At 56.2% G+C, this 21,459-nt stretch carries 34 protein-coding genes; 24 read left to right on the forward strand and 10 right to left on the reverse strand.

Annotation, left to right across the window (positions count from 1 at the left end; all coding sequences use genetic code 11):
- The 10 genes from ABMA59_RS05915 to ABMA59_RS05960 all read right to left on the reverse strand — a co-directional run bounded on the left by ABMA59_RS05915 (window position 1) and on the right by ABMA59_RS05960 (window position 10,137).
- The gene (locus ABMA59_RS05915; RefSeq protein ID WP_349004376.1) at window positions 1-1,056 is read right to left on the reverse strand and encodes a hypothetical protein; all 1,056 of its coding nucleotides are present in this window, start codon (window positions 1,054-1,056) and stop codon (window positions 1-3) included.
- 7 nt (window positions 1,057-1,063) lie between these two features.
- Window positions 1,064-1,756 (reverse strand): hypothetical protein, encoded by a 693-nt coding sequence (locus tag ABMA59_RS05920; protein WP_349004377.1) that lies wholly within the window; start codon window positions 1,754-1,756, stop codon window positions 1,064-1,066.
- A 73-nt stretch (window positions 1,757-1,829) separates the two neighbouring features.
- Entirely contained in the window at window positions 1,830-2,711 is an 882-nt protein-coding gene (locus tag ABMA59_RS05925) for a hypothetical protein (RefSeq protein ID WP_349004378.1), read from the reverse strand.
- Window positions 2,711-5,572 carry a hypothetical protein gene (locus ABMA59_RS05930; protein ID WP_349004379.1) on the reverse strand — a complete coding sequence of 954 codons (2,862 nt, stop codon included), beginning with the start codon at window positions 5,570-5,572 and terminating at the stop codon, window positions 2,711-2,713. Before ABMA59_RS05930 ends, ABMA59_RS05925 begins: the two co-directional genes overlap by 1 nt.
- Window positions 5,569-6,276 (reverse strand): hypothetical protein, encoded by a 708-nt coding sequence (locus ABMA59_RS05935; protein ID WP_349004380.1) that lies wholly within the window; start codon window positions 6,274-6,276, stop codon window positions 5,569-5,571. Before ABMA59_RS05935 ends, ABMA59_RS05930 begins: the two co-directional genes overlap by 4 nt.
- Before the next feature lie 25 nt (window positions 6,277-6,301).
- A complete protein-coding gene (locus ABMA59_RS05940) occupies window positions 6,302-7,981 on the reverse strand; it encodes a hypothetical protein (protein ID WP_349004381.1) in 1,680 nt (559 codons plus the stop codon).
- Window positions 7,971-8,621, reverse strand: coding sequence for a hypothetical protein (locus ABMA59_RS05945; RefSeq protein WP_349004382.1), 651 nt, complete (start codon window positions 8,619-8,621; stop codon window positions 7,971-7,973). Before ABMA59_RS05945 ends, ABMA59_RS05940 begins: the two co-directional genes overlap by 11 nt.
- Before the next feature lie 342 nt (window positions 8,622-8,963).
- Window positions 8,964-9,455, reverse strand: a complete 492-nt coding sequence (locus ABMA59_RS05950) for a Gp49 family protein (RefSeq protein ID WP_349004383.1) — start codon at window positions 9,453-9,455, stop codon at window positions 8,964-8,966.
- Complete coding sequence (locus ABMA59_RS05955; protein ID WP_349004384.1) at window positions 9,455-9,718, reverse strand: hypothetical protein; 264 nt, start codon at window positions 9,716-9,718, stop codon at window positions 9,455-9,457. Before ABMA59_RS05955 ends, ABMA59_RS05950 begins: the two co-directional genes overlap by 1 nt.
- Window positions 9,715-10,137 (reverse strand): hypothetical protein, encoded by a 423-nt coding sequence (locus tag ABMA59_RS05960; protein WP_349004385.1) that lies wholly within the window; start codon window positions 10,135-10,137, stop codon window positions 9,715-9,717. The genes ABMA59_RS05955 and ABMA59_RS05960 overlap by 4 nt, the downstream gene beginning before the upstream one ends.
- 124 nt (window positions 10,138-10,261) lie before the next feature.
- On the opposite strand from ABMA59_RS05960, the gene ABMA59_RS05965 reads away from it, so the two are divergent.
- The 24 genes from ABMA59_RS05965 (at window position 10,262) to ABMA59_RS06080 (ending at window position 21,406) form a co-directional block, all read left to right on the forward strand.
- Window positions 10,262-10,492, forward strand: a complete 231-nt coding sequence (locus ABMA59_RS05965) for a hypothetical protein (protein ID WP_349004386.1) — start codon at window positions 10,262-10,264, stop codon at window positions 10,490-10,492.
- Between the two features lie 534 nt (window positions 10,493-11,026).
- Window positions 11,027-11,341, forward strand: a complete 315-nt coding sequence (locus ABMA59_RS05970) for a hypothetical protein (protein ID WP_349004387.1) — start codon at window positions 11,027-11,029, stop codon at window positions 11,339-11,341.
- A 110-nt stretch (window positions 11,342-11,451) separates the two neighbouring features.
- Window positions 11,452-11,586, forward strand: coding sequence for a hypothetical protein (locus ABMA59_RS05975; RefSeq protein ID WP_349004388.1), 135 nt, complete (start codon window positions 11,452-11,454; stop codon window positions 11,584-11,586).
- Window positions 11,587-11,825: 239 nt separating this feature from the next.
- Window positions 11,826-12,341, forward strand: a complete 516-nt coding sequence (locus tag ABMA59_RS05980; protein ID WP_349004389.1) for a hypothetical protein — start codon at window positions 11,826-11,828, stop codon at window positions 12,339-12,341.
- A 250-nt stretch (window positions 12,342-12,591) separates the two neighbouring features.
- Complete coding sequence (locus tag ABMA59_RS05985) at window positions 12,592-12,951, forward strand: hypothetical protein (protein WP_349004390.1); 360 nt, start codon at window positions 12,592-12,594, stop codon at window positions 12,949-12,951.
- 5 nt (window positions 12,952-12,956) lie between these two features.
- Window positions 12,957-13,382, forward strand: coding sequence for a riboflavin biosynthesis intermediates N-glycosidase (gene ybiA / locus ABMA59_RS05990; protein ID WP_349004391.1), 426 nt, complete (start codon window positions 12,957-12,959; stop codon window positions 13,380-13,382).
- A gap of 131 nt (window positions 13,383-13,513) precedes the next feature.
- A complete protein-coding gene (locus ABMA59_RS05995; protein WP_349004392.1) occupies window positions 13,514-13,720 on the forward strand; it encodes a hypothetical protein in 207 nt (68 codons plus the stop codon).
- Window positions 13,720-13,980, forward strand: coding sequence for a hypothetical protein (locus tag ABMA59_RS06000; protein WP_349004393.1), 261 nt, complete (start codon window positions 13,720-13,722; stop codon window positions 13,978-13,980). Before ABMA59_RS05995 ends, ABMA59_RS06000 begins: the two co-directional genes overlap by 1 nt.
- Before the next feature lie 10 nt (window positions 13,981-13,990).
- Window positions 13,991-14,206, forward strand: coding sequence for a hypothetical protein (locus ABMA59_RS06005; RefSeq protein WP_349004394.1), 216 nt, complete (start codon window positions 13,991-13,993; stop codon window positions 14,204-14,206).
- Between the two features lie 10 nt (window positions 14,207-14,216).
- Window positions 14,217-14,402: a hypothetical protein gene (locus tag ABMA59_RS06010; RefSeq protein WP_349004395.1), complete on the forward strand. Its 186-nt coding sequence runs from the start codon at window positions 14,217-14,219 to the stop codon at window positions 14,400-14,402.
- Window positions 14,403-14,405: 3 nt separating this feature from the next.
- Complete coding sequence (locus ABMA59_RS06015; protein WP_349004396.1) at window positions 14,406-14,636, forward strand: hypothetical protein; 231 nt, start codon at window positions 14,406-14,408, stop codon at window positions 14,634-14,636.
- A 9-nt stretch (window positions 14,637-14,645) separates the two neighbouring features.
- Window positions 14,646-15,197 (forward strand): hypothetical protein, encoded by a 552-nt coding sequence (locus ABMA59_RS06020; RefSeq protein WP_349004397.1) that lies wholly within the window; start codon window positions 14,646-14,648, stop codon window positions 15,195-15,197.
- Window positions 15,197-15,385, forward strand: coding sequence for a hypothetical protein (locus ABMA59_RS06025; RefSeq protein ID WP_349004398.1), 189 nt, complete (start codon window positions 15,197-15,199; stop codon window positions 15,383-15,385). The genes ABMA59_RS06020 and ABMA59_RS06025 overlap by 1 nt, the downstream gene beginning before the upstream one ends.
- Window positions 15,386-15,570: 185 nt before the next feature.
- A complete protein-coding gene (locus ABMA59_RS06030) occupies window positions 15,571-15,729 on the forward strand; it encodes a hypothetical protein (RefSeq protein ID WP_349004399.1) in 159 nt (52 codons plus the stop codon).
- Between the two features lie 2 nt (window positions 15,730-15,731).
- Window positions 15,732-16,127, forward strand: coding sequence for a hypothetical protein (locus ABMA59_RS06035; RefSeq protein WP_349004400.1), 396 nt, complete (start codon window positions 15,732-15,734; stop codon window positions 16,125-16,127).
- 110 nt (window positions 16,128-16,237) lie between these two features.
- Window positions 16,238-16,612 carry a hypothetical protein gene (locus ABMA59_RS06040; RefSeq protein ID WP_349004401.1) on the forward strand — a complete coding sequence of 125 codons (375 nt, stop codon included), beginning with the start codon at window positions 16,238-16,240 and terminating at the stop codon, window positions 16,610-16,612.
- A 90-nt stretch (window positions 16,613-16,702) separates the two neighbouring features.
- Window positions 16,703-17,569: a hypothetical protein gene (locus ABMA59_RS06045; RefSeq protein WP_349004402.1), complete on the forward strand. Its 867-nt coding sequence runs from the start codon at window positions 16,703-16,705 to the stop codon at window positions 17,567-17,569.
- 30 nt (window positions 17,570-17,599) lie between these two features.
- Window positions 17,600-18,136: an HNH endonuclease gene (locus ABMA59_RS06050; RefSeq protein WP_349004403.1), complete on the forward strand. Its 537-nt coding sequence runs from the start codon at window positions 17,600-17,602 to the stop codon at window positions 18,134-18,136.
- 36 nt (window positions 18,137-18,172) lie between these two features.
- Window positions 18,173-18,370: a hypothetical protein gene (locus ABMA59_RS06055; protein WP_349004404.1), complete on the forward strand. Its 198-nt coding sequence runs from the start codon at window positions 18,173-18,175 to the stop codon at window positions 18,368-18,370.
- Window positions 18,371-18,771: 401 nt separating this feature from the next.
- Window positions 18,772-19,149, forward strand: a complete 378-nt coding sequence (locus ABMA59_RS06060; protein WP_349004405.1) for a DUF4326 domain-containing protein — start codon at window positions 18,772-18,774, stop codon at window positions 19,147-19,149.
- Window positions 19,150-19,163: 14 nt separating this feature from the next.
- Entirely contained in the window at window positions 19,164-19,346 is a 183-nt protein-coding gene (locus ABMA59_RS06065) for a hypothetical protein (protein WP_349004406.1), read from the forward strand.
- Entirely contained in the window at window positions 19,343-19,564 is a 222-nt protein-coding gene (locus ABMA59_RS06070; RefSeq protein WP_349004407.1) for a hypothetical protein, read from the forward strand. Before ABMA59_RS06065 ends, ABMA59_RS06070 begins: the two co-directional genes overlap by 4 nt.
- A 30-nt stretch (window positions 19,565-19,594) precedes the next feature.
- Entirely contained in the window at window positions 19,595-20,800 is a 1,206-nt protein-coding gene (locus ABMA59_RS06075) for a DNA-directed RNA polymerase (protein WP_349004408.1), read from the forward strand.
- Window positions 20,801-20,878: 78 nt separating this feature from the next.
- Complete coding sequence (locus tag ABMA59_RS06080) at window positions 20,879-21,406, forward strand: Ig-like domain-containing protein (RefSeq protein WP_349004410.1); 528 nt, start codon at window positions 20,879-20,881, stop codon at window positions 21,404-21,406.
- The last annotated feature ends 53 nt before the right edge of the window (window positions 21,407-21,459 follow it).

A 21,459-nucleotide genomic window follows, 5' to 3' on the forward strand; every position in this document is an offset into this window, starting at 1 on the left:
CTATCCAATTTTCATGACTGACAGGACGGATGCTCCCGCCGGCGCCGTGGTCGAGCCAGCGAGGAAGGTGACCGTTGCCGCCATCCAGGTCGTGTTGTCGGTGACCGCGGTAACTTCGCCCATGACCCAATCGGTGAGCGTGCCGGCATCGTTCAGAACCAGGATCGAGCCTACCTTCACCGAAGCCAGCCACTTGGCCCTGCGATCGACGCCGAGGGTGTCCGTGTAGTGGATGTTGAAGTAGGTGACGCTGGCCGAGACCGTGGTGCCGATACGAACCGATGCACTACCGGGGGCACCCACTCCGGATGCTGCTGCGATGTGGCAGGCGAACGGGTTGAACAGGACAGCGATGTTCTGGACCATCAGCGCATTGGCGATCTGGGTGGTGTTCACATTGATCGTCGGTGTCACCGTCAGCGGCGTTCCCGTTAGGGAAGGCGAAGCGGAATTCGCCTTGGCACTGAGCTGGTTAGCCAGATCCAGGGCAGCAATTGCCGCCGTCACGAAGGCTGTCGTCGAGAGCTGCGTGGTGTTGGTACCGGGTGCTGCCGTCGGACCTAGAGGTGTTCCGGTAAAAGTCGGCGAAGCCTTGGGAGCCAGAAGCGCCAGGGCATTGGTGACATTGGCTGCGAAGTTGGCATCGTCACCCAGTGCGGCTGCAAGTTCGTCCAGCGTATCCAAGGCACCGGGAGCTGAGTTCAGGAGCGAAGCAACCGCCGCGGTAACGGCAAGCGTAACGAAGGCAGTCGTGGCCAGCTGTGTGGTGCTGGTCCCTGGCGATGCCGTCGGCGCTGTAGGAACACCGGTAAAGTTCGGACCATTGAGCTCAGCCTTGCCTTCGATCTCGGCCGTGGACGCCTTGAACTCCAGCAGACCCGTGATGGTAGCGGACAGCTGGGCAACCAGGCCCTGGACAAACGCCGTCGTCGCCAGGCTCTGATCGTTGTCGGTCAGAAGCTGTGTCGGTGCTTTCGGATCGCCGGAAAACTCCGGGCTTGCGCTCGGAGCCTTCTGCTCCTGGCTCAGCCGATCGGCGGGATAATACGAGACCATCTTCGCCTCACCACACCAGAGAACTGTCTACGGACACGGCACCGGTGGCACCGCTCACCAGGATGCGAGCCTGTCCGGAATTCAACGGGATGCCGTAGATCGTGTCGGCTGCCGTCAGTGCAGCACCTGGGATCGAGATCCAGGAGTCGGAGACATTCGCCCGCCACTGAAGCTGCAGCGTAGCGCCGCTGAAGGTTCCCGAACCAGTGAAGGCATAGACCCCGCTTGCGATCTCGACAGCATCGCCGGTGCCATCATCAGGAACCGTGAGCTCGTATTGCGTCGGCGTATCGGCGGCGAGCACACCCGAACCAGAGAGGGGAATGAACTTGTGGCCAGCGGCATTCAGGGCCTTGATATGGAGACCGCCGGTTGCCGCACCTGCCCGCTTGGGATTGAAGGACACCTGGAGTGCCAGTGTCTCACCGGCGAGGATCTTGGTCAGAGCGGCCGACTGATTGGAGAAGTCGCCGACGACGGTAACCGCCTCGATGCTGACAGCGTCATAACCGCTGTTCTTGAGCAGGATGGTCTGGACCGTTGAGATGGAATTAATCTGCTGGGGGGCAAAGGTGAGCGTGTCCGGATACAGCGTAAGGAACTCTCGGCGCATCCCGTAGGGGATGTCACGGATCACGTCGCTGGACTGGTCATTGTCGGTCTGCTGGAAGTGCTCCAACGGAACGTAGCCGCTCGACATCACAATCACCCATTATATTAAAAATCGGTCATGAAAATGTGCCGGGTATTTCTACCCGGCACAATCAGCATTATCAAGAAAGATTATTGAGATAAAGAAGCGCCGTCTCGTCGAACATCAGGCGTAGGAAGGCGGTGAGGAACACCCGCTGTTCGTCGGTCACTTTCTTGTTCAGGAGCAGGACGAAGGCGATGTCCTTCAGCGTGTCAGCATCGAAGTTAAGACCGGAGGTGATACGACCGCCTATGGTGAGGGGTTGCGTCCCATAGGCGTTACCTCCGACCAAAGTGAGAGGCGCCGGCACCGCACTGTCGCCAGCCAGGTTTCTGGCTGCGAGCGTTGCCGCATCCCAGTCGAGGAACAGGATGCGCCAGAGATCGATGGTTCCGGTGTTGACGTTGATCGCCGCGGTCCGAACCCGACCGGAACCTTCGTCGGTCACCTGGTATCCGAGACCCTGAAGCTGGTTCGGGTAGTTGTTGAACAACAGACCCAGACCACTGTTCTGGTTGTTGCCGTAGGTGCCGGCCAGCCATGCACGCTTGGTGCCGGTCGTACCGATCGTCGTATCGGGACATTTGGCCACGACGAACAGAGATCCCTCACCTGTACCGCCATTGGCCAAGCTCTGGATGAACTCTCGGGTCACCAGCGGCGTGTCGTTTCGGAAGCGGGCATAGTCCCGGAAGAAGGTCGGAGGACCACCCGGCCACTGACGGTCGAGAGCCAGGTTCGAAGCGCCGATCTTGAGATTGCGGCCGCAGCGGAATGCTGCCATCGCATCGGTCTCATTCTCACGCTTGTTGAAGCGCCAGATGCCCTGAACGTAAGTATTCAGGAGATCGACCATCGCCTGGAAAGCAGGATCCTGAGTAAGAATTTTCCAGTACCCCGTCTTGGTGAAGCGCGGGGCAGGAGCACGGATAATCGTGCGGTCTTTCGCCAAAATAGACATTAAGCAATCTCCGAAATATCGGTCAGTGTGGTGGAGTGGAGACGGAGGTTAATACCCCAGTTAATCTCGCCCACCTGTCCGGGATAATCTTCCGCATAACGGCCAAGACCGTTAAGGCGGGGATTGTCCAGGTGACCGGTAATCTGGCGAGTGTTGTCGACCGTGAAGGGGACCTTGATCGGGAGATTGCAGGTGAACCCGTCGGCGATATTGTTGATGCCGAAATATGCGACACCATCGTTACGGCCGGTTCGGACGGTGACGTAATCCGCCAGATCCTCGGCCGTTTCGATCTCGATCATGTCTTCGCCGGGGACGATGCGCTTCGACACGATGGTTGCCACCGAACCGTCCAGCTTCTCGATGCTGATGCCCCAGTTGTCGAGGATCGTCGGCGTGGTGCTGACGAACACCGGCACTTCCTGGATCCCAGGGAACTTGGCGCAGATCGGGATCAAAGCCTTGTTGCCGGACTTCCATGCCGGCAGCATTTTCGGCGTCCAGAAGTTCTCGTTGCGATCCAGGATGTAATGCTCGGCAATACCCTGGGGGCAGCCAAGATGGAGGATGTTGCCGGCCTGCAGAGGATGACCGTTGGTGGCGTCCGGATCGAACGATCCGTACATCGTCCTGGATGTAACCGACGTGTGAGAGACGCTGATGGTGTAAGCGCCAGGTCCACCACCGACGGGGATCGCAGTGATCTTGGTGCCGGCCGAGACATTGGCCGCATTGATGCAGTCACCGACTGCCAGGCTGCCGGACGTGAAGCTGGTCACCGTCAGCGTGGTGCCGGCTATCGATGCCGTGAAGGTAGCCTTTAGCGGCATAACTTCCTTGGAAGGAACCGCCCACATATTGCCGATCAGGAACGTGAACTTGTGATCGCCGGTGACGTCATCGGCCATCTCGCTCATCTGATCGCAGATCACGTTGGTCTGGGTGGCCCAGCCAACCGCACCTGGCTGCATCATGGTGAACGCGAACGGTTCCGACTGGTTGAAGCCCGTCGTAGGATCTGCAATCGCCGCGGCAAATGCGTCGATGCAGCTCTTGATCACAGCACCGTAGCCGGTCTCGTTGACGGTGTTTGGCGCCTGGCCATGCAGGTTGTGGATGATTTCCACACCCACCGGAGCAACCGCCGAAGGCAGTGTGAGCTGCGAACCGATCGGATCGGTTGGCTCCACCGTGTGATGCGTGATTGCTTCTTTCGTGACCCGGATACCGTCGATCAGACGTGTCCTGCCGACGCCGTCATAGACTTCGGCCGTGGCGCCCTCACCCTTGGCGGTGGAATAAACCAGGTCCAGAACAGCGGTCTCTCGCGTGTCCTGCGGCAGGCCGAGATATTCACGGCGCAACCACTGACGAGCCCAGACCGAGAGAGGAGCCGGACCACCACCACGGGAATTCGACGTGAAGGCGCCGTCGATGATCTGCTGATCGGTATAGACGGTGTCGGTATTCGTACCGGCCGTCCACATTTCGCGGAGCGTCCAGAGCTTGCGCGTATCGGAGTTGAATGGGGTATGTGTTCCGTCGCTGTCGACACCGCCGACATCCGGGCCGATCATCGCCGCATGGTAGAGGAAGGTCGTGGTCTTGGCCGCATCCAGGAAGCGACGGGCCATGTTGTCACGGGCTTCGAAGCTCTGGCCGGTACGGGGCTTGACCCGCCATCCGGTATTCACCCGCTTCAGCGGCGTGCAGTTGAGCGACATAAGCCGCTTGCGTTCGGTATCGATCTTGGTCCGAACCAGGGCATGGATCTCGTCGGAGAAGAAGTTCTCGTTGCCGCTTCCCGAACCAGACGAGGAACCGGTCAGGCTCTCGTCTTCGCGTTCCGTTCCCACTGGATCATGGAAGCCGCCGAAGCTGACGTTGAAGATCTCGGAAGGTACATCGGCGTCGTCGAGATCCTGGACCTCCAGAAGCCAATCGCCGGCCTGGAGGGTATTCGTGTCGATCATCACTACATCGTCCAGCTGGATGGGGTCATGGAAACCGCCCACGCTGATGACGACGGGACGCTGCTCGCCCGCATTGGTCAGAGACGAGAGCGCCTGAATGGAGTTAAATTCGATATTGGCCAGCACCGAGGCTTCATGGCCGCGGGCAGCGATGATCTCGCCATTCCAGGACAGCGCAGGGCTGACGAAGGCGATGGTGATCGGATCGGTGCCGACATTGGCGATCGACAGATTGGAGACATACCAGGTCTCGCCAAGGTGATCGCCGGACTTCACCTGGAAGGCATGGCGGGAGAGCTTGCCATTGGTGTCGGCGTCGGCTGCTCGGCTCGGAGCACCGGAGGCGTTGACCTTCCAGATGCCGTTGTTCGGATCGCCGGTGGCGACACCATTGATCACGGTAGCGTGAGCAATCCGTGTATTGGCGCCCAGCACCACACCCTGGATCGTGGCGCCGGCGGTATAGGTCGAGGGATTGGCGCCGGAGAGATCCAGAAGATCGACAGGCCCACCCTCGAAATAGCCGGCCACATTGTAGGTCAGGATGTTCGACAGGTTGTCGTGGATGACCTCGAGCTTGGCGAGCATCGTGAAGATCGCCGTCAGCTCGGGGATGTGCTCCGAGGTAGCAACCACCTCGTCGATGTTCTCATAGACCGTGAGCACACCGGTTAGGTTCTCGAAGACGCCGACCAGCTTGGCGAGCTCGGCTTCCAGAGCCAGGATCTGATCGGTGCTCTGCCCGACCTTCCAGATCTCCTCGAGGTGCGCCGAGACGTGCTTCACGTACTCGATGTTCTCGGCGAGCAACTTCACCGTGTCATAGGCGGAACCGACCATCCTGTTGACGGTCAGGTCGGGATTACCAAAAATATGAGAGCTGCTCATACGAAGCCTCTGTCATCGAGCTTGTCTTGCGATGTGTGGAAGGTCTGGTTCACCAGATCGCGCTGCTCGACTTCGACGCACTTCGCTTCGTAGGCACCCAGATATTCCTGCCCTTTTACAATATTTTCCTGACCGTTCATATGGCAATATGTCAGATAACCGATAAAATTTTGAAGCGGTGCCTCGAAAATAAATGGCAAGATAATCTCTTGATTGATTATCTTTCCCGGCCGGTCATCCAGCTCCGGGTGCCTGGCCTGGTAGGTGATCCCCAGGGGACGGCCATGTTCCGGCCGGGGGATCTGCAGCTCGTTGAGGCTCGGCGTGAACAGGGAGGCAGGATCCTCCTGATCGTTAAGCCGCATCTTCCGGCCGAACTCGTCGTACACCGCCAGGATGCGGATCGAGTCACCCATGAAGGGCTCGTCAGGCAGGTCCTTGATGTAGCGGTGCGGAGCGTCGGAACCCGAGGTTTCCGCGAATTTCCGCTCCAGATGGTAGCTGGTGATGCCCTCCACCTGCTGGATCAGGAGGTTCTTTTCCTTCAGCACGAACCGGGTGTAGAGGTTGAGCAGCGCCTCATTCGCATACTGGATCATCTGGGGATGTTTCGCCTCGACGATCTCACCGCTGCCATTGTTGCTGATCGACAGGTTGGAGAGCTGGCCGTAGGACAGACGCCGGAACAAATCCGCGATTTTCATAATAATAATCCTGATTATGAATTAATCAAACGACGTAGCGGTCGAGGGCATGTGGCTGGTCGTGGAGCATCTCGTGCCCCCACGTTGGGCCGCCATTGTGCCCGATCATCGGATCCAGAGGTTCACGGATCTCTGTCTCGGCGGGCTTCCATGCGTTCAGGTACATTAACATGGAAATCGTATCGAGGCAGTCGTCTTTTCCCTTCAGGCCATTTTTTGTAGCCATCCGGATTTGTCCGTAAAAATAAGACATGATTTTCGAAGTTTTTAGTTCGGTCGGGAACTTGATCTTGCCGGCCTTGAACAGCGGCACCACCATGTTGAAGCGGGTCAGCTTGTTGGTGATCGGCCGAATGCCAGGGGCGCCGGAGTTCTCCGAGGAAGCGAAGTTGAACCACACGTTCCTCTGGATCTGCTGTTCCTGCAGCCACTTGAGGAACACCAGCTGCTGGCCCGAGACTTCGATACCGACGGACTGCGGCCGGTAGGTTTGAACCAGGCGGAAGAGCTCGTTGACCACCTTGTCGGTCGTGGTCCGCTCGCACATGCCATCGACCCAGAGCCAATCGCCATTGGCGTTGTGCGCCCACATGGACAGCACCGAGAAGTCGGCGGTCTGCTTGTCGGAGACAGCCAGGTCGGAGGTGAGGTAGAAATTGTACTGGTGCTTGCGCTGCAGCAGCTCGGTGCGGCTGTATTCGCCGATCTCGCCATCCTGGACCAGGCGTTCCTCGTCGGAGGAGATGCGGAGCATGAGCTCCTGCATGAAGCCCTCGACCTTACCGTTGAGGACCGCTTTCCTGTACTGGTCCATGATGAAGTCGTAGGAGAAGCGATCCTCCCAGGCTCCGCGGAATTCCTCCTTGGTGCATGGGAAGCGTTCGCATACCGGCCAGACGTTGACGTCCCAGGCGCCGGACTCGACCGCCTCGATCATGATGTCTTCGGTGTTGAACGGTGTGCCGTTGAAGACGATCTTGCGGCGGGTAGGATCCAGAGCGAAGTTGACACCCTTGTAGACCGTGTCCTTGATCGACTGCATCGCAGCCTTGGACTTGGCGTCTTCATCCGACACAAGGTCGTCGAGCACAGCCAATACTGGGCGTTTACCGAAGATCTTCGTACCACGGATGCCGGTCTTTGCGCCGAACATCTTGCAGCCGAGACGGTGGCCGTCCTTATTGGTGAACTCGAGGTAATTGTCGGTGATGATTGCTTTGTCGGCCGGCAGCCATTCCTGCAGGAAGTCGCTGTTGTAGTAGCGGAACTCGACGTTCTTCCTGGCGCTCTTGACGCCGTTGTCCATCGAGTCCGACACGTAGATCATGCCGGTGATGTCGCCGAAGCCGGGGAGATACCCGAACACCGCGATGAACAGGACCAGGTATTCGAAGAAGAGCGTGGTCTTGGCGGCGCCACGGAAACACAGGTTGGCGATCTGGTCGGCCGGACTGGTGAGCTTGTCCAGCATCTTGAGATGGACAGGCGGCGTTTTGTGGCTCTCTCCCTCCTTGCCATTCACCAGCTTGATGAAGTTCATGAAGATGAGCGAGAACTCGGTCGGCACATACGTACCGTCGTTGAGCCAGTGGTAGTCGACCTCGTCGAGCCACTGGTCGATCGACTTCTTGATGATGTGCTCTTCGATGATCCCGAGCCGGCCGCTGCTTGTGGCGCCCTCGTCTAGCAGCTCCTCACTCGACATCGGTGGCGTCCGCCTTGTTGATCAGAGGCGTGGCAGCCACGTCGATCGTCTTCATCGTCCCGCCCTGGATCAGCTCCTGCTGCTGCTTGGCGAGCTGGCCGAGCATGTCCTTCATCTCCTTCATGCCGGAGCTCTCGGTCTGACCAAGGTCGATCTGGAAGTTCTTGGTCTCCGGCTTCTTCAGCGCAGCCAGCAATCCGATCGCAGCCTCGGCCTGCACCTTCTCGGAGTTGGCCGTGACCATCAGGTTTGCGAGATGGTTGAGTGCCTTCTGGTGGAGGTCCTGGTTCAGCACCCAGGTCGGAACCAGGGATTGCTCCATGATCAGGTTGACCAGCTTGCCGCGGTGGAAAGCCGACACATATGAGGAGATGTCCTTCTTCGACGTGCCCTTGGAGATGAGCATGGCGTACCGGGCCGGGAAGGTCCGGGCGTAGGCATCCTCGTTGGAGTAGCCCATCAGCTTGTAGCTGACGTAGGCGACTGCATGGATGTAATCCTCGGTCTTGAACTTGCCTTCCTTCATCACGCCTGAGTAGCCGAGGAAGTTGTCGCGGATCTCCTTCGCCACGATCGGATCGGTGGTGAGGTTGTTCAGCGTGTCGGCCATGCCTTGCGTGACCGATGCGCGAAGATGCACTGGCACTGCCTGCTTGACGTCATCGATCGTCAGAGGAACCAGAGGAGCTGGGACCGGATTGGTCAGCGGCGTGTTGGACTGCGGAGGAGTGCCTGAGCTCGAACTACCCGAACCAGAAGGGAAAAGCGGTGGCGTATTAAAAAGCGAACCCGACGACATTATCACTTGCCTCAAAATCTTTTTCAGGTATTAATCTACTCCATATTCGGCGAAGCGGTAAAGAAAATCATTTGTCGATTATGTTTGAAAATATCAGTTTTTAATCCCCTCGGCGTTTTGTGGGTTTCCGCCTTGGGGTCATGAGCCGGCAGCTTCCTCCTTGGGCTGCCGGCTCTTTTCGTTTCAGCAGAGAGTGACGTTTTGGAATTGCTGCTCGTAGCGTTGGACGCTCGACGTCGCCCCTTCCGCGTTGGCGCCTTGCGGCTGCGCCGCCGGCTGACGCTCTAGGGGCTCGTCTCGCTGGGTGTGGAGTTTGGTGCGGAGCTCGAACCCGAGCAGTGGCCAGATCTGGTTCACGGCTTGCTGCTTTGCCAGGCGCCGGCCAATGTCCGGGTTGAAGTTGTTCGGATCGGCGCAAGCGCTGATACCATGGACGGTGTAGCCGTTCTGGAGAACCAGGACGCAAAAGGTCAGTAGCCGGAGTTCCTTGGGGACCGGCCCAGTTTGGTAGGCATCGGGGAGTCCGAGGTCACATCGACCCATGGTGCGATGACCATAAACTCCATCTGCCGCGGTAAAGTAATGCTCACTGGCGATCGAAGCCTCGACCTTTTCCAAGGTCACTCGCTCACCGACGGCCGAGTCGATGAGCTCTTTCTCGGTGACAGGCTGCATCAGAGCGGCCCTCCCCAGGGATTGATCGCCCCGTCCCCGGCAAGCTCCACACTCTCGGGTGTAGACCTAGTGTGAATGACGATACCCTCACTGGGTATCATCCAGGGTGTGTAGTGGCTCTGTAAAAACCACTCCCGACCACCGTCGTCATACTCGACGATGTAGCCTGTCTCGTCGCCAGTATACGTTCCAGAAGGGATGAACTTCTCGAGCGTGAAATAGGCGGCGTAGGTCGAGAGGTCGATCGACTTGATGATCCTCATAGGGGTGTCCTTTGCTGATCGGTGCCGGCCATGACGGTGGCCGCACCGGTGAAGTTCCTGTCGATCTCAGCCTTGACCGCGGTTGTCTCGAGCTCGGAGATCTTCCGGTCGAACTCCCAGACCAGATCCTCGGTCATGGGATGGCTTGGTCCGTCGACCAGGCAGGCCATCTTGGCGATGACGCCATAGGCCTCCGACCGCGGCCGCAGGTATTCGATGTGTCGGCGAAGACCCTGGATCTCATTCCTGGCTCGAGCCAGGGAGGAAAGCAGCTCCTGCTTCAGCAGGGTGATGTCCTGCTCTAGGCTGCCAACCCTCCGGGTCAGGCTGATCTCATTGCCGCTCGGTTTGGGATGGCGAGAGAAGCCCAAGCGAGCAAGAGCCTCGATCGAGACGGTGCATCCCTCAACGGTGACCACGACCTCTCTTGCAGTCTCGGTATTTTCAGATAATGATTTCATGTGAGTTTTATAATCCTCGCGTATAATCGCGAACAGGTTTTAGACCTGATTTAGGTAATAAATCAAGAGACATTTTCTGCCAATGAGTGACGATAATCCCGACGGCATAGTCGAGTACGAGGCGATCAACATGACACAGCGCCTGGTCGTGTTGCCTGATGGAAGAACCCTCCCGATTGTCCAGCTCCTGGACGATGAGGGTGAAGAGGTCGACGAGATCGAGGATGCCTTCATCATGATCGCAGGAAGCCCGGAATTCGGGTACTTCGAGATCATGCTCGAAGATGTCGGTGAGCCGGTCACCTTCCACTGATCACGGCGTCCCTCACAAGCCTGTGATCTGGTTCACGATGGACAAGGTACGATTTAGGCTTGACGACCCCCTGGATCGAAAGATAGGGCTGGTCGCAGCCCTCCCCCCTTATAGATGCTTTGGTGAATTTTGGTATTATTAACTAATAATACCTCTTATATATCTTTATAATATATAAAGGGAAAATAATATAATATATATAATACAGCCGATCTATCTTTAATAAAGATAATGACCTCTAAAGGGCTTGATAATCCTTTAGGGGATTTTTAATGCTTATAAGGGAGATAATCGAGATAATCTTTATAGGGAAAATATATTATATATTTTTAGGGGAATTAATAGAGACAATCGCAGTAGGGGAAATGTCATAGCTACTCCATGTTGCAGTGTGTGGGGGCTCCACACCCCCTAATCTGAAACTACCCCCCGGTGTGAACCATCACACCACCACACCATGCCCCCCACTCTCATCATCACACTGCGCTTCGCGCTTGCTGGCAATCATGCCTGTCAACGTGGAGCACTACACCAATGGCATCTCTCATCTCCGCTACCAGCACCTCGGTCATCAACGTGCTGGGCACCGTCAATACCACTGTCAGCGCTCTCAGCGATGGCGTGGAGTATGCAGCGTCCTACATAGCTGACGCACGGCGTAAGCAGCAGCTCGACCAGCGTTACGATGCCCTCGTCTTCGAGGAGCAGCTCAAGCTGGACAAGGCCAAGCAGATCGCCACTCACGGCGAGCAGATCCAGTCTTGGATCGGAGCAAATCAAGACAGGGCAACCCGCTTCAACGCAGCGCTTGCCTCGCTCAACTCCATCTCGACCGTAAACCCCTCGTGAAACTAGGGAGCTCCATCCGGGAAACTGGGTGGAGCTTCGCCCTATTTTCGACGATAGATCAATCCGCAACTTATCTCGATAATCCGAGATAATATTAAGGGAATAATCCGATGCCTGAAATGTCCCTCACACTCAGCGACTGGGAGTTCGACCAGCTGCTCCAGCAGCTCGACGATGCAGACGCCTACTCGTTGGAACAAAACGAGTACGACGATGAACTGCAGGCGCTCGACTATGCCGAATAAGTGGCATTGGTTGGACTATGCCTTCACCGCTGGAATGGCCGGCTTGCTGGCCTTCGGTATTGGCGCCTTGATCGAACTCAAGGAACGCCAGAGAACCGTGTTCAACTGCGCAATGGAGGACTGCGATCGGCAGTAATCTCCAGTCGTTTCTTCGGTTTTGCGCTTCGCGCTTGTTGGAGTTCGGAATGAGCCGGCTCCACAAACCTGTCACCCATCTACCACCTGAAAGGATTTCAGCCATGGGTATCAATACGCAGACCTTCGTCGCCACTCCTCCGCAGGCTGCTACTCAGCAGACCGGCAGCTCGCTGTTCGGTCACCAGCAGCGCAATGGCGGCAATGCTCCTCGCCGCGGACAGCGTGTCGACCAGTACGGCAATCCGCTGCCGGAAGCCGAGTTCTGGGCCAACATCGGCTACTACGAATACGTCGGAACCGAAGGCGATATCGAGTTCATCTCGGCCGGCGGCATTCCGCTCGATCAGCCGGCAGAAGAGCGGCCAACCTCGAACCAGCGGATGATCGACATCAACCAGCTGAAGGCTGGCCTGCGGGAAAGCCTGATCGATCTCTGCAAGGAGATCCAGCCTGGCGAGACCCGTGACATTGTGGTCACCGACGTCCTGGTCATCCAGCTTCGCCGGCGTGGTGCCAATCGCACCGCGAGCTTCGATGCAGGCCAGGCCAAGGCATCGCTGTCCAGCCGCCTCAAGGCGTCCCTGGCGCCGAAGCAGGAGCTACAGCCGGCCGAGTAATCGGCGGCAGGAATGGCGGGAGTATCCTCCGGAAACGGGGGATGCTCCTGACCGTTTTTCCGTCTCGATAGTCTCTTTTTCTGGTTTGCGCTTCGCGCTTGACCGCTGTCGATTAAGTAGATAATCGACATACATTTATAGGAGGTTATCATGACTTCCGGTGGGTAAATCCACCGTGAACCAGAGAGGGAGAGCTCCATTCAAGCTCTCCCTCTTTTTTATGAAACCGATGGATAATCAGGAGAAAATCATGGGTCTCGACAGCTATTTCCAAGTGAATGGCGAACCGATTACGGACGATCGCCTGAAAGAGATTTCGCTTTGCGGCGGTATGCTCTCCGGTAATGGATGCGATGGGTCTTTCCGTGGAAAGGTCTACGATCCGTTCATCGGTGAAATTACCGGCGGCAATGTCTCACTCTACGTCAAAGAACAGGACGTTGGTGACTACAGCGAAGTGCCGGTGGCAATCGGCAAATTCCTGGAAGAGAACCCGGACAAAGAGCAATTCGAATTCAACTACCAGCTCGATCGAAAAGAGATCCAGGACTTAAAAATCCTGTTTGAAGTGGCCGTCGATCTCAAGGCCAAGCTCTTCGGGTGGTGGTAGCGCCGATGCGTGAAAATCCCAAAATCGATGCGTTCCAGGGCAACTACCGCTTCCTGTCCAACTTCTGGATGGCGCCGATCCAGGTGGGTCTGCTAACCTTTGCATCGACTGAGCATGCCTACCAGGCTGCCAAGTCCCTGGATCCGGACGACTGGCGTAAGATCCAGGACCAACGCTCGGCCACCTATGCCAAGATCGCCGGCGGCAAGTTCAAGCTGCGGCCTGACTGGCATGAAATCAGGGTCGACGTCATGCGGGAATTGACCGCGGCGAAATACGATCAGCATGAAGACCTGAGAGCCAAACTCATTGCCACGAAGGGCATCGAGCTCATCGAAGGCAACACCTGGAACGACACGTTCTGGGGTGTATGCTGCGGTAAGGGTGAGAACTGGCTTGGTCGCATTTTAATGGAATACCGAGACAGATAATCCTTCAAAATATGTCGAGGGTTTATCACGAAAAAGTTGACACGAGTTGGACATAATCCGACTCGTGTTTTAACTCGCGAAAAGCTATCCAACCTCAAAATCGCAAATCGGCTAAGGGGGTCCTAAAACCTATGGGACAGATATTCGTCCTGATTTTGCTCGGCATCATCGTATGCCTGATGCTCGCTTTCGGTGGCTTCATGATGCGCTCGAGACGCACCTACACGGCCCAGGAAGCCTTCATGGTGATGGGCAACCAGATCACCGGGACACTGATGATCGGCTTCGCTCTGATCGCCATGATCCTCATCCTGTTCCTGCCGATGGGAGGCTACTGATGGCCAAGCATCCTGCCCGCTACCCCAAGCACGACGGAGACAAAGGCCAGATTTTCGGCGGCGAATGCAACACCACGGCCTGCGCTGACCTCGATGCTGTTTGGTTCAACAACCAGACTTACGGCTTTTACTGCCGCATGTGCGCCTATGGGATCAATCGCTTCTCGGGGCCGGCGCCGATCTGTGACCTGGTCGAAGGTCCTTTGACAATCGACCAGATGAACACCCGCAACATCGAGCGAAGCAAGCTCGGCTTCTAGGAATAAAACCATGCCCAACAATGAGGTCATTTTCGGTTGGGGTGCGCCACCTTTAAAAGAGCAGCATCCCATTCTCCCAGATGAAACCGCCGATCATTTCGACAAGGACAACATGGCGATATCTCGCCTGGCGGTTCGAGGTCTGCTGACAGCTTCTCAAAGGAACGCTGCTCACAAGAAGCTCACTAAGGCGATCGAAACTTCAATTCGCTCTGCTTTGAAATAGGAATAAAATCATGAGCAAATGGTTCTGTTGGGAACGTGACCACAAGTCCTGGTCACCGGTGATCTACGCCCACAAGCCCGAGAAGACACCTGAAGGCCGGCATGTCGAGAGATCTCCGCTGATCCCTGTCCCGACAGGCTTCGAGCTGATCGACATGCAGATCCGTCATCCGATGCCGCCAATTCCGCAGGAGTGAACCATGATCAAGACCGTCACCTTCACATACCTCAATCACCGCGGCATAACGGCCGAGCGCACCATTAACTTCGAGGCCCTCGAGTTCATTCGTGATCCTGGCTTCGGTTACCAATCTGGTTGGTTCATCTCGGGGCACTGCCACGACAAGAAGGAGAGGCGTTCATTCGCCCTCAATCGCATCGTCATGAGCGAGATCAGTGTGCCCAAGGTTTTCACTTTGATGAAACTCTAGGAGCTTTCCATGAGCTACCGTGCATATGCCGGCATCGGCAGCCGGGAGACCCCTGACGTCATCCTGCAATGGATGACCCACATTGCCGGCTATCTGGCCAATGAGGGCTGGACACTACGTTCTGGTGGCGCTCCTGGCGCTGACAAGGCATTCGAGGCTGGTGTGCAAGATCTCCGCTTGAAGGAGATCTATCTGCCCTGGCCTGGGTTCGAAGGATCCAAGTCTACGCTGCATCCGAAGAACTTCCCGTTCACGGTCAAGGAGACTGCGACAGCCTTCAAGGCACATCCCGCATGGGATCGCTGCTCAGAAGGCGCCAAGGCTCTCCACACCCGCAATGTCCGGCAGATCTGGGGCATCGATCGGGAGCGCAATCACGAGCTATCCAAGTTCGTCGTGTGTTGGACCGACCGCGGCCTGCTCAAAGGCGGCACAGCTCAGGCCCTACGCATCGCCATGGACAATAACGTCCGCATCTTCAACCTCGGCAAAGCCACCAGTGATGCAGAGCTCAAGGTTCTGCTCGTCGAGATGGATGAATTCCAAAAGGGAATAAGCTGATGGACGAAAACTATCCCTATTCCCGCTCTCACCCGGACACACTCCAGAGTTCTCTGGACCGGATGCGGCAGCTGCTGAACAGCGATCGGCAGAACATTCTCCTAAGGGAGAAAGCTGCTGCCGATATGCTCAAGCAGATCAACAAGCTGAAGCGTGCGGCCTATTTGCGAGGCATCGAACTCAGATGAGCCAGAAGATGAGACCCTGCCCATGTGGCTCGGGGCTACCATCCCAATGGGCCTACGATGCTCGCAACATCCCGCTCTTCCGGACATGCGCCAAATGCCACACCACCAAGATGGATGGTGTTCGTGAGGATGTCCGAACCGACAGCAACTATTGGGCCGACGAGCCTATCGAGGAGGACTGAACCATGGATATCGCAGAAGCTCTGCAGATTGTCATCGATCTGGCAAAACAAAACGCTCTCGATGACGTCTCCAACCCCGAACAAGCTGACGAAGCTCACCGTCAGCAGGAGGCGATCGCAATCATCGAGGATCTCGCCATCAACGAATATGGAGACGACTGACCATGGAAAACCTTATCAAGGCAGTGAAGAGCCTGCTCTCCGACATCGAAGGGATGAATTGTCGAGCTCCGGACTATGCGGAGAACCAGAGCAATTATTGGTTCGGTCGCTTTTCTGAATTCGACAACAGCCTCGAGAGCCTAGACGGTATGGCCGTCGAATGGCCCAACCTGGCGATCTCGGCCGACGAGGTGAAGAAGGCCCTGGACGAATACGAGTTCGGAACGATTGCTCTTTTGAAGACGATCGAGGCCCGAATTCAAGGTGTCTGGGATCATCCCGGACTTCAACAGCTAGGTGCTCTCGGAACGGTCGAGCAGGACATAGCCCGTATGCTCGAGGAACCAACCAAGAGCGCCATTGTCAAAGCCGTGATCGAAAGTGCCGGTGATGGCTGAGCCTCGTCTCACCCGGCCGAACCAGGCCCGTTATTCGGCCGAGACACTTCCCCTCATCCTCATCTGGTTCGGCGACAAGCTGGCCATGGCAGCAATCGAAGGACATGACGATGACGACAACTGCATCGGTGTTGGAAGGCCCATTCTGGCACGGCCAGAACCCTTGGGCCGACAGCCTGGTCTACGTTCCGATCGAGGAACTGGCCGCATGCTCAATGCTCATTGGTCGCAATCTGCAGCTCGCAGATGGAACCACGGTCATCTGCACCATCGAACACATGCTCAATCATTGGCATGAGTATGGCGATAAGCTCGATGCCTACGTGCTCACCGGACCATTGCTTACCGGCGGCGTAAGGTTCGGACCCGAGGGTGAGAACTATCTGTCACCAGGTTTCTCGCTGCCCAAGCTGCGAGAGCTGATGATCAAGCACAGAATCAAATCGAAGCGTCCAGGCGCTTTCGTTGAGACGAGTGTGTTCTGACACTCTGATCTGCAAAAGAACCGGACAAGGGTCTCCATCCCTTGTCCGGTTTTTCTTTGGTTTTTCGCACTCTCAATCAGGAGAAATCTCATGATGGAATTGCTCAAGCGTGATCAGTTCGTCCAAGCCGAGAGGCTTGAGGACAACAAGACGCCTGCCGAGCGGCAGATCGACATCGAAACGCTGTTCCACAAGAACCAGCTGATGCCGCGGATCTACCGTGAGTTCGAGGACTGCCCTGTATTCCGACCATACATGGAAGAACGGGGCATCGATCCAGACTTCGGCTTCAGCCTTCTGGTTCAGATGGTGCTGCACAAGAGGGCTACTCTGCCGACGCTGGTAGGCTGCCTGCGCAACCATTTCGATGGCGACTGTCAGAAGACGGCCGATGCCCTGCTATTGGCTGCCCAGCACGATCTGGTCGACTGGAACCCGGTCCAGCGGCAGTTCATCATCATCCACGACATCACTCCCGATGTGCAGGCAGACCTGGATCGATACCAGTTCCCCTTGCCGATGGTGGTCCAGCCAAAAGAGCTCAAGACCAACCGGGACACCGGCTATTACACCGGTTCTGGTTCGGTCATCCTCAAGAAGAACCACCATGAGGAAGACGTCTGCCTGGATCACCTCAATAGGGCGAACCAGGTGCGTTACCGCATCAACCAGGACGTCGCCACCAAGGTCAAGAACCAGTGGCGAAACCTCGACAAGCAGAAGCCTGATGAGGAAAAGGCCGACTTCCTCAAACGGGTGAAAGCCTTCGAGAAGTACGATCGCACCGCCCACGATGTGATGGACACACTCGGCTTGACCAATGAGGGGGAGTTCTATCTCACTCATCGGTACGATAAGCGTGGCCGGACCTACAGCGGCGGCTATCACGTCAATTACCAGGGTAATGCGTGGAATAAAGCCACAATAGAACTTGCGGATGGTGAAATCATACAGTAGGGTACTCCCAGATAAAGCAGTGAGCACCCCATGAAAGTTTTACCTTCGCAAGAAACCCTTCGAGCATTGCTCGACTATGATCCTATGACTGGCGAACTGACATGGAAATTCAGACCATTAAGCATGTTCGCTAGTCAACGCGCATTTAGTACATGGAATAATAGGTATGCTGGAATGCCAGCATTTACAGCAATCGACAAGAAAGGCTATCGTGTCGGCGCTATTCAGAACGTATTTTATCGTGCGTCTCGTGTGATTTATAAACGAGAACACAATGTCGACGCTGACCAAGTTGATCATGAAGATGGAGACACGCTAAACAACCGTCTTCTAAATCTTCGTGACGTGACTGGTCAACAAAACCAGATGAATATGAAAACGCCTTCCAACAACACGTCTGGGCACATCGGCGTGGTATGGGATAAGGCCAAACAAAAATGGGCAGCACGCATCAAACACGAGCGTCGGCATATAAATCTAGGTCGTTTCAACGACTTTGATGCTGCCGTCGCAGCCAGAAAGGAAGCGGAGATTAAATATGGTTTTCACCAAAACCACGGTCGCTAAGGCCGTCATCGAACTCGCCGACGGAGAGGTGATCCAGTGAAAAACAAGCTGATCGTCATCGGCTGGCTTGGTGTAAAGCAATGCTACCTCAACGTCTCTCGTGAGGAAGCGATACGCCGATACGTCGAGAAGAAAGATAGTTCGTCGGTTGATGAAACGTACCTGAAACAATTCGATCTCATCGAGGAGTTCGAATTCGGCGACGAATTCAGCGCCTACGACGCCTGGAAATAGCTGGCGGTTTCCAAAATAATCGGCTAGGTTAATCCCTGTCGATTATCAGGAGACAGCAACCATGATTTTCCACGCTGCCCCTAAGCCCGAGACGCCACAACCCATCCCCAAGCGCCGGATCGACTTCTCGCTTCCCTTTGGTTAGCGGGAACTGAATGCACGCATACCCAGATCATCAACAGCCCCTTCGTGGGGCTGTTCTATTTTGGAGATAATCCCATGACAATTGACCCTCGCACTGGTCGACCGATAGGCGATCACGGCACCGCCATTCAGGCCATCAACTACGCTCTCGACGTGGAGAGGGATGATCGTGAGGCATTCCTCCGCTGCTGGCGTGAGGGTGATCTCGAAGAGTGGCCTGAGTTCTACGCCTGGCTCGCCAAACAGGATGCTAAATAATGGGCATCGTCACCCGCAAGCCTGTCGAACGTCTATTCGACCAGTCCTTCAATCCCCGTGATCCAGCCAAGCCCAGGGTTCACAACAAGCACCGGCGGACGGCGCCACAGAAGGCCGTCTACATCGGCCGCGGATCCCCTTACGGGAACAACCATCAGATTGGTCTCGACGGAACCAGGGAAGAGGTGATCGCCAAATACAAGGCGAGACAGCTTCCCTATCTGGATCTGCGACCACTCATCGGACAGCACCTGGTCTGCTTCTGTAAGCCGGCGCCCTGTCATGGTGATGCGCTGCTGATCTGCGCCAACAGCACTGAGTACATGGCGCTAGAGACACCTGGGGATCGCTACGATTGGATCCTAGAGAACACCTGAACCAGGAGGAAGACATGAGCAAATGGTACAAAGCAGGCTTTCAAGATGCTTTGGATGGGTTGCCCTTTGATCCTCCTTGGCAAGTCGGACATCGTGATCACAAAAACTATACAGAGGGTTTTCGTGATGGTGTTAGACAAGCCGAGCGTAACGTAAAAGCAGAAGAAGCTGTTATGCGTGGAAAACCTGACCAATGAAAGTTACTAAATTAGAGGTGATTAGCCGCTTCGTTGGAAACGGAAGCCCTGCAGGAGGGTACGCTGTTTTCAATGACGGTAAGTCTTATTCTTGGGGCAGTTACGGCGGGAAAATAAGTCTGTACGGACATCGCCTTAAAGGCGGGGAAAATGAAATGTTTCGTTTTCAATCGCCAAGCCGAGAGGCTGCAATAACTGAAGCAATTAACAGCATCTAAACCCACGACATCAACGAAGGAGCTACCACAATGGCTATGCAGCTGTTCTCCGGACGTGACTATTTGAAGATCGACATCGCGAATTCCTTCGGCCTGGACAAGCAGGATTGGGATGAGCGCCTCGCCTGGTTCGATCAGAATGAGCACCAGCTCGAAGCTCTGATGCCACAGGCCGATGAGCCGGCTCTCTATTACGCTGGCCTGGTTGCCTGGGAGAAGTGCAAGGCCGGCAAGGTCTCCGGCTATCCGATCTCACTAGATGCCACGGCATCTGGGATCCAGATCCTGGCTGCCCTCTCCTGCGATCCGAAGGCTGCCGCCATCTGTAACGTCATAGACGTCGGTCATCGTAAGGATGCTTACGTCCAGATCTACCATGAGATGGTGAGTAAGCTCGGTGAGGAAGCCAAGATCGACCGCAAGCAGAGCAAGCAGGCGCTGATGACGCACTTCTATTGCTCGACGGCAGTGCCGAAGCGAGTGTTTGGAGAAGGCGAGCTGCTCAGCCTTTTCTACGACACGATCATCGAGAACGCTCCCGGCCCGGAAGAAATCAACAAGACGATGCTGTCGATCTGGGATCCGACAAAGCTCACCAACGAGTGGGTGATGCCGGACAACTTCCATGTGATCGTCAAGGTCATGGGCCAGGTCAAGGAGACCGTCCACTTCCTCAACGAGCCGTTCGAGGTGGACTACCACATCAACATGCCGATCAAGGAAGGCCGGTCCCTCGGGGCCAACATGGTCCACTCGATCGACGGCATGATGGTGCGGGAGATGCTGCGCCGGTGTAACTACGATCCGGCCAGGATCCAGTATCTACACAAGCTCATCGACGCCGGCGCCGCAGGACGTTCGACCCACAAGGCCGACGACAAGATGGTGCAGATCCTTTGGGATCGGTATCTCCAGTCTGGTTTCCTGTCGGCCCGCATCCTGGATCACCTGACCATCGACAACATCGGCCTGGTCAACGGCTTCGTGATCAAGCGGCTGCTCTCCTCGCTGCCGGAAAAGCCGTTCCAGGTCATGTCTGTGCATGACTGCTTCCGCTGCCTACCGAACTACGGCAACGACCTTCGCCGGCAATACAACGAGCTGCTGGCGCTGATCGCCGAGAGCAATATGCTGGCCGACATCGTTGGCCAGCTGCTGGGCAAGACGATCCAGGTGAACAAGATCGATCCGAGCCTTGGTAACCGCATCAGGGAGAGCAACTACGCCCTTTCCTGATTATCTCCGATAATGTATTGTGACCCACCTTCCTGATTTTGGAGGGTGGGTCACTCTCATTTTCAGGGAAAATAGTCCATGTCGACATATGAGCTGGCAATCAGCGCTGACGGAAAGACCGCTTACCTCACTTTCGGCGCCGACAGTCCTCCGGGTGGATCGGTGTCTCTCGGCACCTTCGACCACAACGAGTCGGACGATCCGGTGCATCCTCATGCAGGCAATCACGCACTCTTCCACCACGTTCGGGACATCCTGAACAAGCGTGAGGCTGGAAGCCCTGCTGACAATGCGATGTTCCCTTACAACATCACCAATATGCAGGCGATCAGCATCGTCCGTCATGGTCCGGCGATGAACGCCGAATACCTGACCGCGGCTGATGTTACGGCTGCCGATCCAGGAACGGTGGCTGCCGTCGTCAAGTACCAACCAGCCAACGTCAACGCCAACAACAACGATTTCAACTGGGTCTCGAGTGATCCGACCAAGGCGACGGTCAGCGCCGCCGGTGTCGTCACGGGTGTCGCCAACGGCACCTCGACCATCACGGCCACCCACAAGCACAGCGGCTTGTCCGTGTCCTTCGTGATGACGACGACATAATCGATCACAACCACGTTATCTAAAATCAAGCTCCGCATTTTTAATAATGCGGG

The sequence above is a fragment of the Mesorhizobium yinganensis genome (genome assembly GCF_040081985.1).
Classification (GTDB): domain Bacteria; phylum Pseudomonadota; class Alphaproteobacteria; order Rhizobiales; family Rhizobiaceae; genus Kumtagia; species Kumtagia yinganensis.

Excerpts from the sequence above, each read along its gene's own strand:
- ABMA59_RS05915 (WP_349004376.1), bottom strand. The coding sequence starts at position 1,056 with ATGGTCTCGTATTATCCCGCCGATCGGCTGAGCCAGGAGCAGAAGGCT.
- ABMA59_RS05920 (WP_349004377.1), bottom strand. The coding sequence starts at position 1,756 with ATGTCGAGCGGCTACGTTCCGTTGGAGCACTTCCAGCAGACCGACAAT.
- ABMA59_RS05925 (WP_349004378.1), bottom strand. The coding sequence starts at position 2,711 with ATGTCTATTTTGGCGAAAGACCGCACGATTATCCGTGCTCCTGCCCCG.
- ABMA59_RS05930 (WP_349004379.1), bottom strand. The coding sequence starts at position 5,572 with ATGAGCAGCTCTCATATTTTTGGTAATCCCGACCTGACCGTCAACAGG.
- ABMA59_RS05935 (WP_349004380.1), bottom strand. The coding sequence starts at position 6,276 with ATGAAAATCGCGGATTTGTTCCGGCGTCTGTCCTACGGCCAGCTCTCC.
- ABMA59_RS05940 (WP_349004381.1), bottom strand. The coding sequence starts at position 7,981 with ATGTCGAGTGAGGAGCTGCTAGACGAGGGCGCCACAAGCAGCGGCCGG.
- ABMA59_RS05950 (WP_349004383.1), bottom strand. The coding sequence starts at position 9,455 with ATGCAGCCTGTCACCGAGAAAGAGCTCATCGACTCGGCCGTCGGTGAG.
- ABMA59_RS05955 (WP_349004384.1), bottom strand. The coding sequence starts at position 9,718 with ATGAGGATCATCAAGTCGATCGACCTCTCGACCTACGCCGCCTATTTC.
- ABMA59_RS05965 (WP_349004386.1), top strand. The coding sequence starts at position 10,262 with ATGAGTGACGATAATCCCGACGGCATAGTCGAGTACGAGGCGATCAAC.
- ABMA59_RS05970 (WP_349004387.1), top strand. The coding sequence starts at position 11,027 with ATGGCATCTCTCATCTCCGCTACCAGCACCTCGGTCATCAACGTGCTG.
- ABMA59_RS05975 (WP_349004388.1), top strand. The coding sequence starts at position 11,452 with ATGCCTGAAATGTCCCTCACACTCAGCGACTGGGAGTTCGACCAGCTG.
- ABMA59_RS05980 (WP_349004389.1), top strand. The coding sequence starts at position 11,826 with ATGGGTATCAATACGCAGACCTTCGTCGCCACTCCTCCGCAGGCTGCT.
- ABMA59_RS05985 (WP_349004390.1), top strand. The coding sequence starts at position 12,592 with ATGGGTCTCGACAGCTATTTCCAAGTGAATGGCGAACCGATTACGGAC.
- ybiA (WP_349004391.1), top strand. The coding sequence starts at position 12,957 with ATGCGTGAAAATCCCAAAATCGATGCGTTCCAGGGCAACTACCGCTTC.
- ABMA59_RS05995 (WP_349004392.1), top strand. The coding sequence starts at position 13,514 with ATGGGACAGATATTCGTCCTGATTTTGCTCGGCATCATCGTATGCCTG.
- ABMA59_RS06000 (WP_349004393.1), top strand. The coding sequence starts at position 13,720 with ATGGCCAAGCATCCTGCCCGCTACCCCAAGCACGACGGAGACAAAGGC.
- ABMA59_RS06005 (WP_349004394.1), top strand. The coding sequence starts at position 13,991 with ATGCCCAACAATGAGGTCATTTTCGGTTGGGGTGCGCCACCTTTAAAA.
- ABMA59_RS06010 (WP_349004395.1), top strand. The coding sequence starts at position 14,217 with ATGAGCAAATGGTTCTGTTGGGAACGTGACCACAAGTCCTGGTCACCG.
- ABMA59_RS06015 (WP_349004396.1), top strand. The coding sequence starts at position 14,406 with ATGATCAAGACCGTCACCTTCACATACCTCAATCACCGCGGCATAACG.
- ABMA59_RS06020 (WP_349004397.1), top strand. The coding sequence starts at position 14,646 with ATGAGCTACCGTGCATATGCCGGCATCGGCAGCCGGGAGACCCCTGAC.
- ABMA59_RS06025 (WP_349004398.1), top strand. The coding sequence starts at position 15,197 with ATGGACGAAAACTATCCCTATTCCCGCTCTCACCCGGACACACTCCAG.
- ABMA59_RS06030 (WP_349004399.1), top strand. The coding sequence starts at position 15,571 with ATGGATATCGCAGAAGCTCTGCAGATTGTCATCGATCTGGCAAAACAA.
- ABMA59_RS06035 (WP_349004400.1), top strand. The coding sequence starts at position 15,732 with ATGGAAAACCTTATCAAGGCAGTGAAGAGCCTGCTCTCCGACATCGAA.
- ABMA59_RS06040 (WP_349004401.1), top strand. The coding sequence starts at position 16,238 with ATGACGACAACTGCATCGGTGTTGGAAGGCCCATTCTGGCACGGCCAG.
- ABMA59_RS06045 (WP_349004402.1), top strand. The coding sequence starts at position 16,703 with ATGATGGAATTGCTCAAGCGTGATCAGTTCGTCCAAGCCGAGAGGCTT.
- ABMA59_RS06050 (WP_349004403.1), top strand. The coding sequence starts at position 17,600 with ATGAAAGTTTTACCTTCGCAAGAAACCCTTCGAGCATTGCTCGACTAT.
- ABMA59_RS06060 (WP_349004405.1), top strand. The coding sequence starts at position 18,772 with ATGGGCATCGTCACCCGCAAGCCTGTCGAACGTCTATTCGACCAGTCC.
- ABMA59_RS06065 (WP_349004406.1), top strand. The coding sequence starts at position 19,164 with ATGAGCAAATGGTACAAAGCAGGCTTTCAAGATGCTTTGGATGGGTTG.
- ABMA59_RS06070 (WP_349004407.1), top strand. The coding sequence starts at position 19,343 with ATGAAAGTTACTAAATTAGAGGTGATTAGCCGCTTCGTTGGAAACGGA.
- ABMA59_RS06075 (WP_349004408.1), top strand. The coding sequence starts at position 19,595 with ATGGCTATGCAGCTGTTCTCCGGACGTGACTATTTGAAGATCGACATC.
- ABMA59_RS06080 (WP_349004410.1), top strand. The coding sequence starts at position 20,879 with ATGTCGACATATGAGCTGGCAATCAGCGCTGACGGAAAGACCGCTTAC.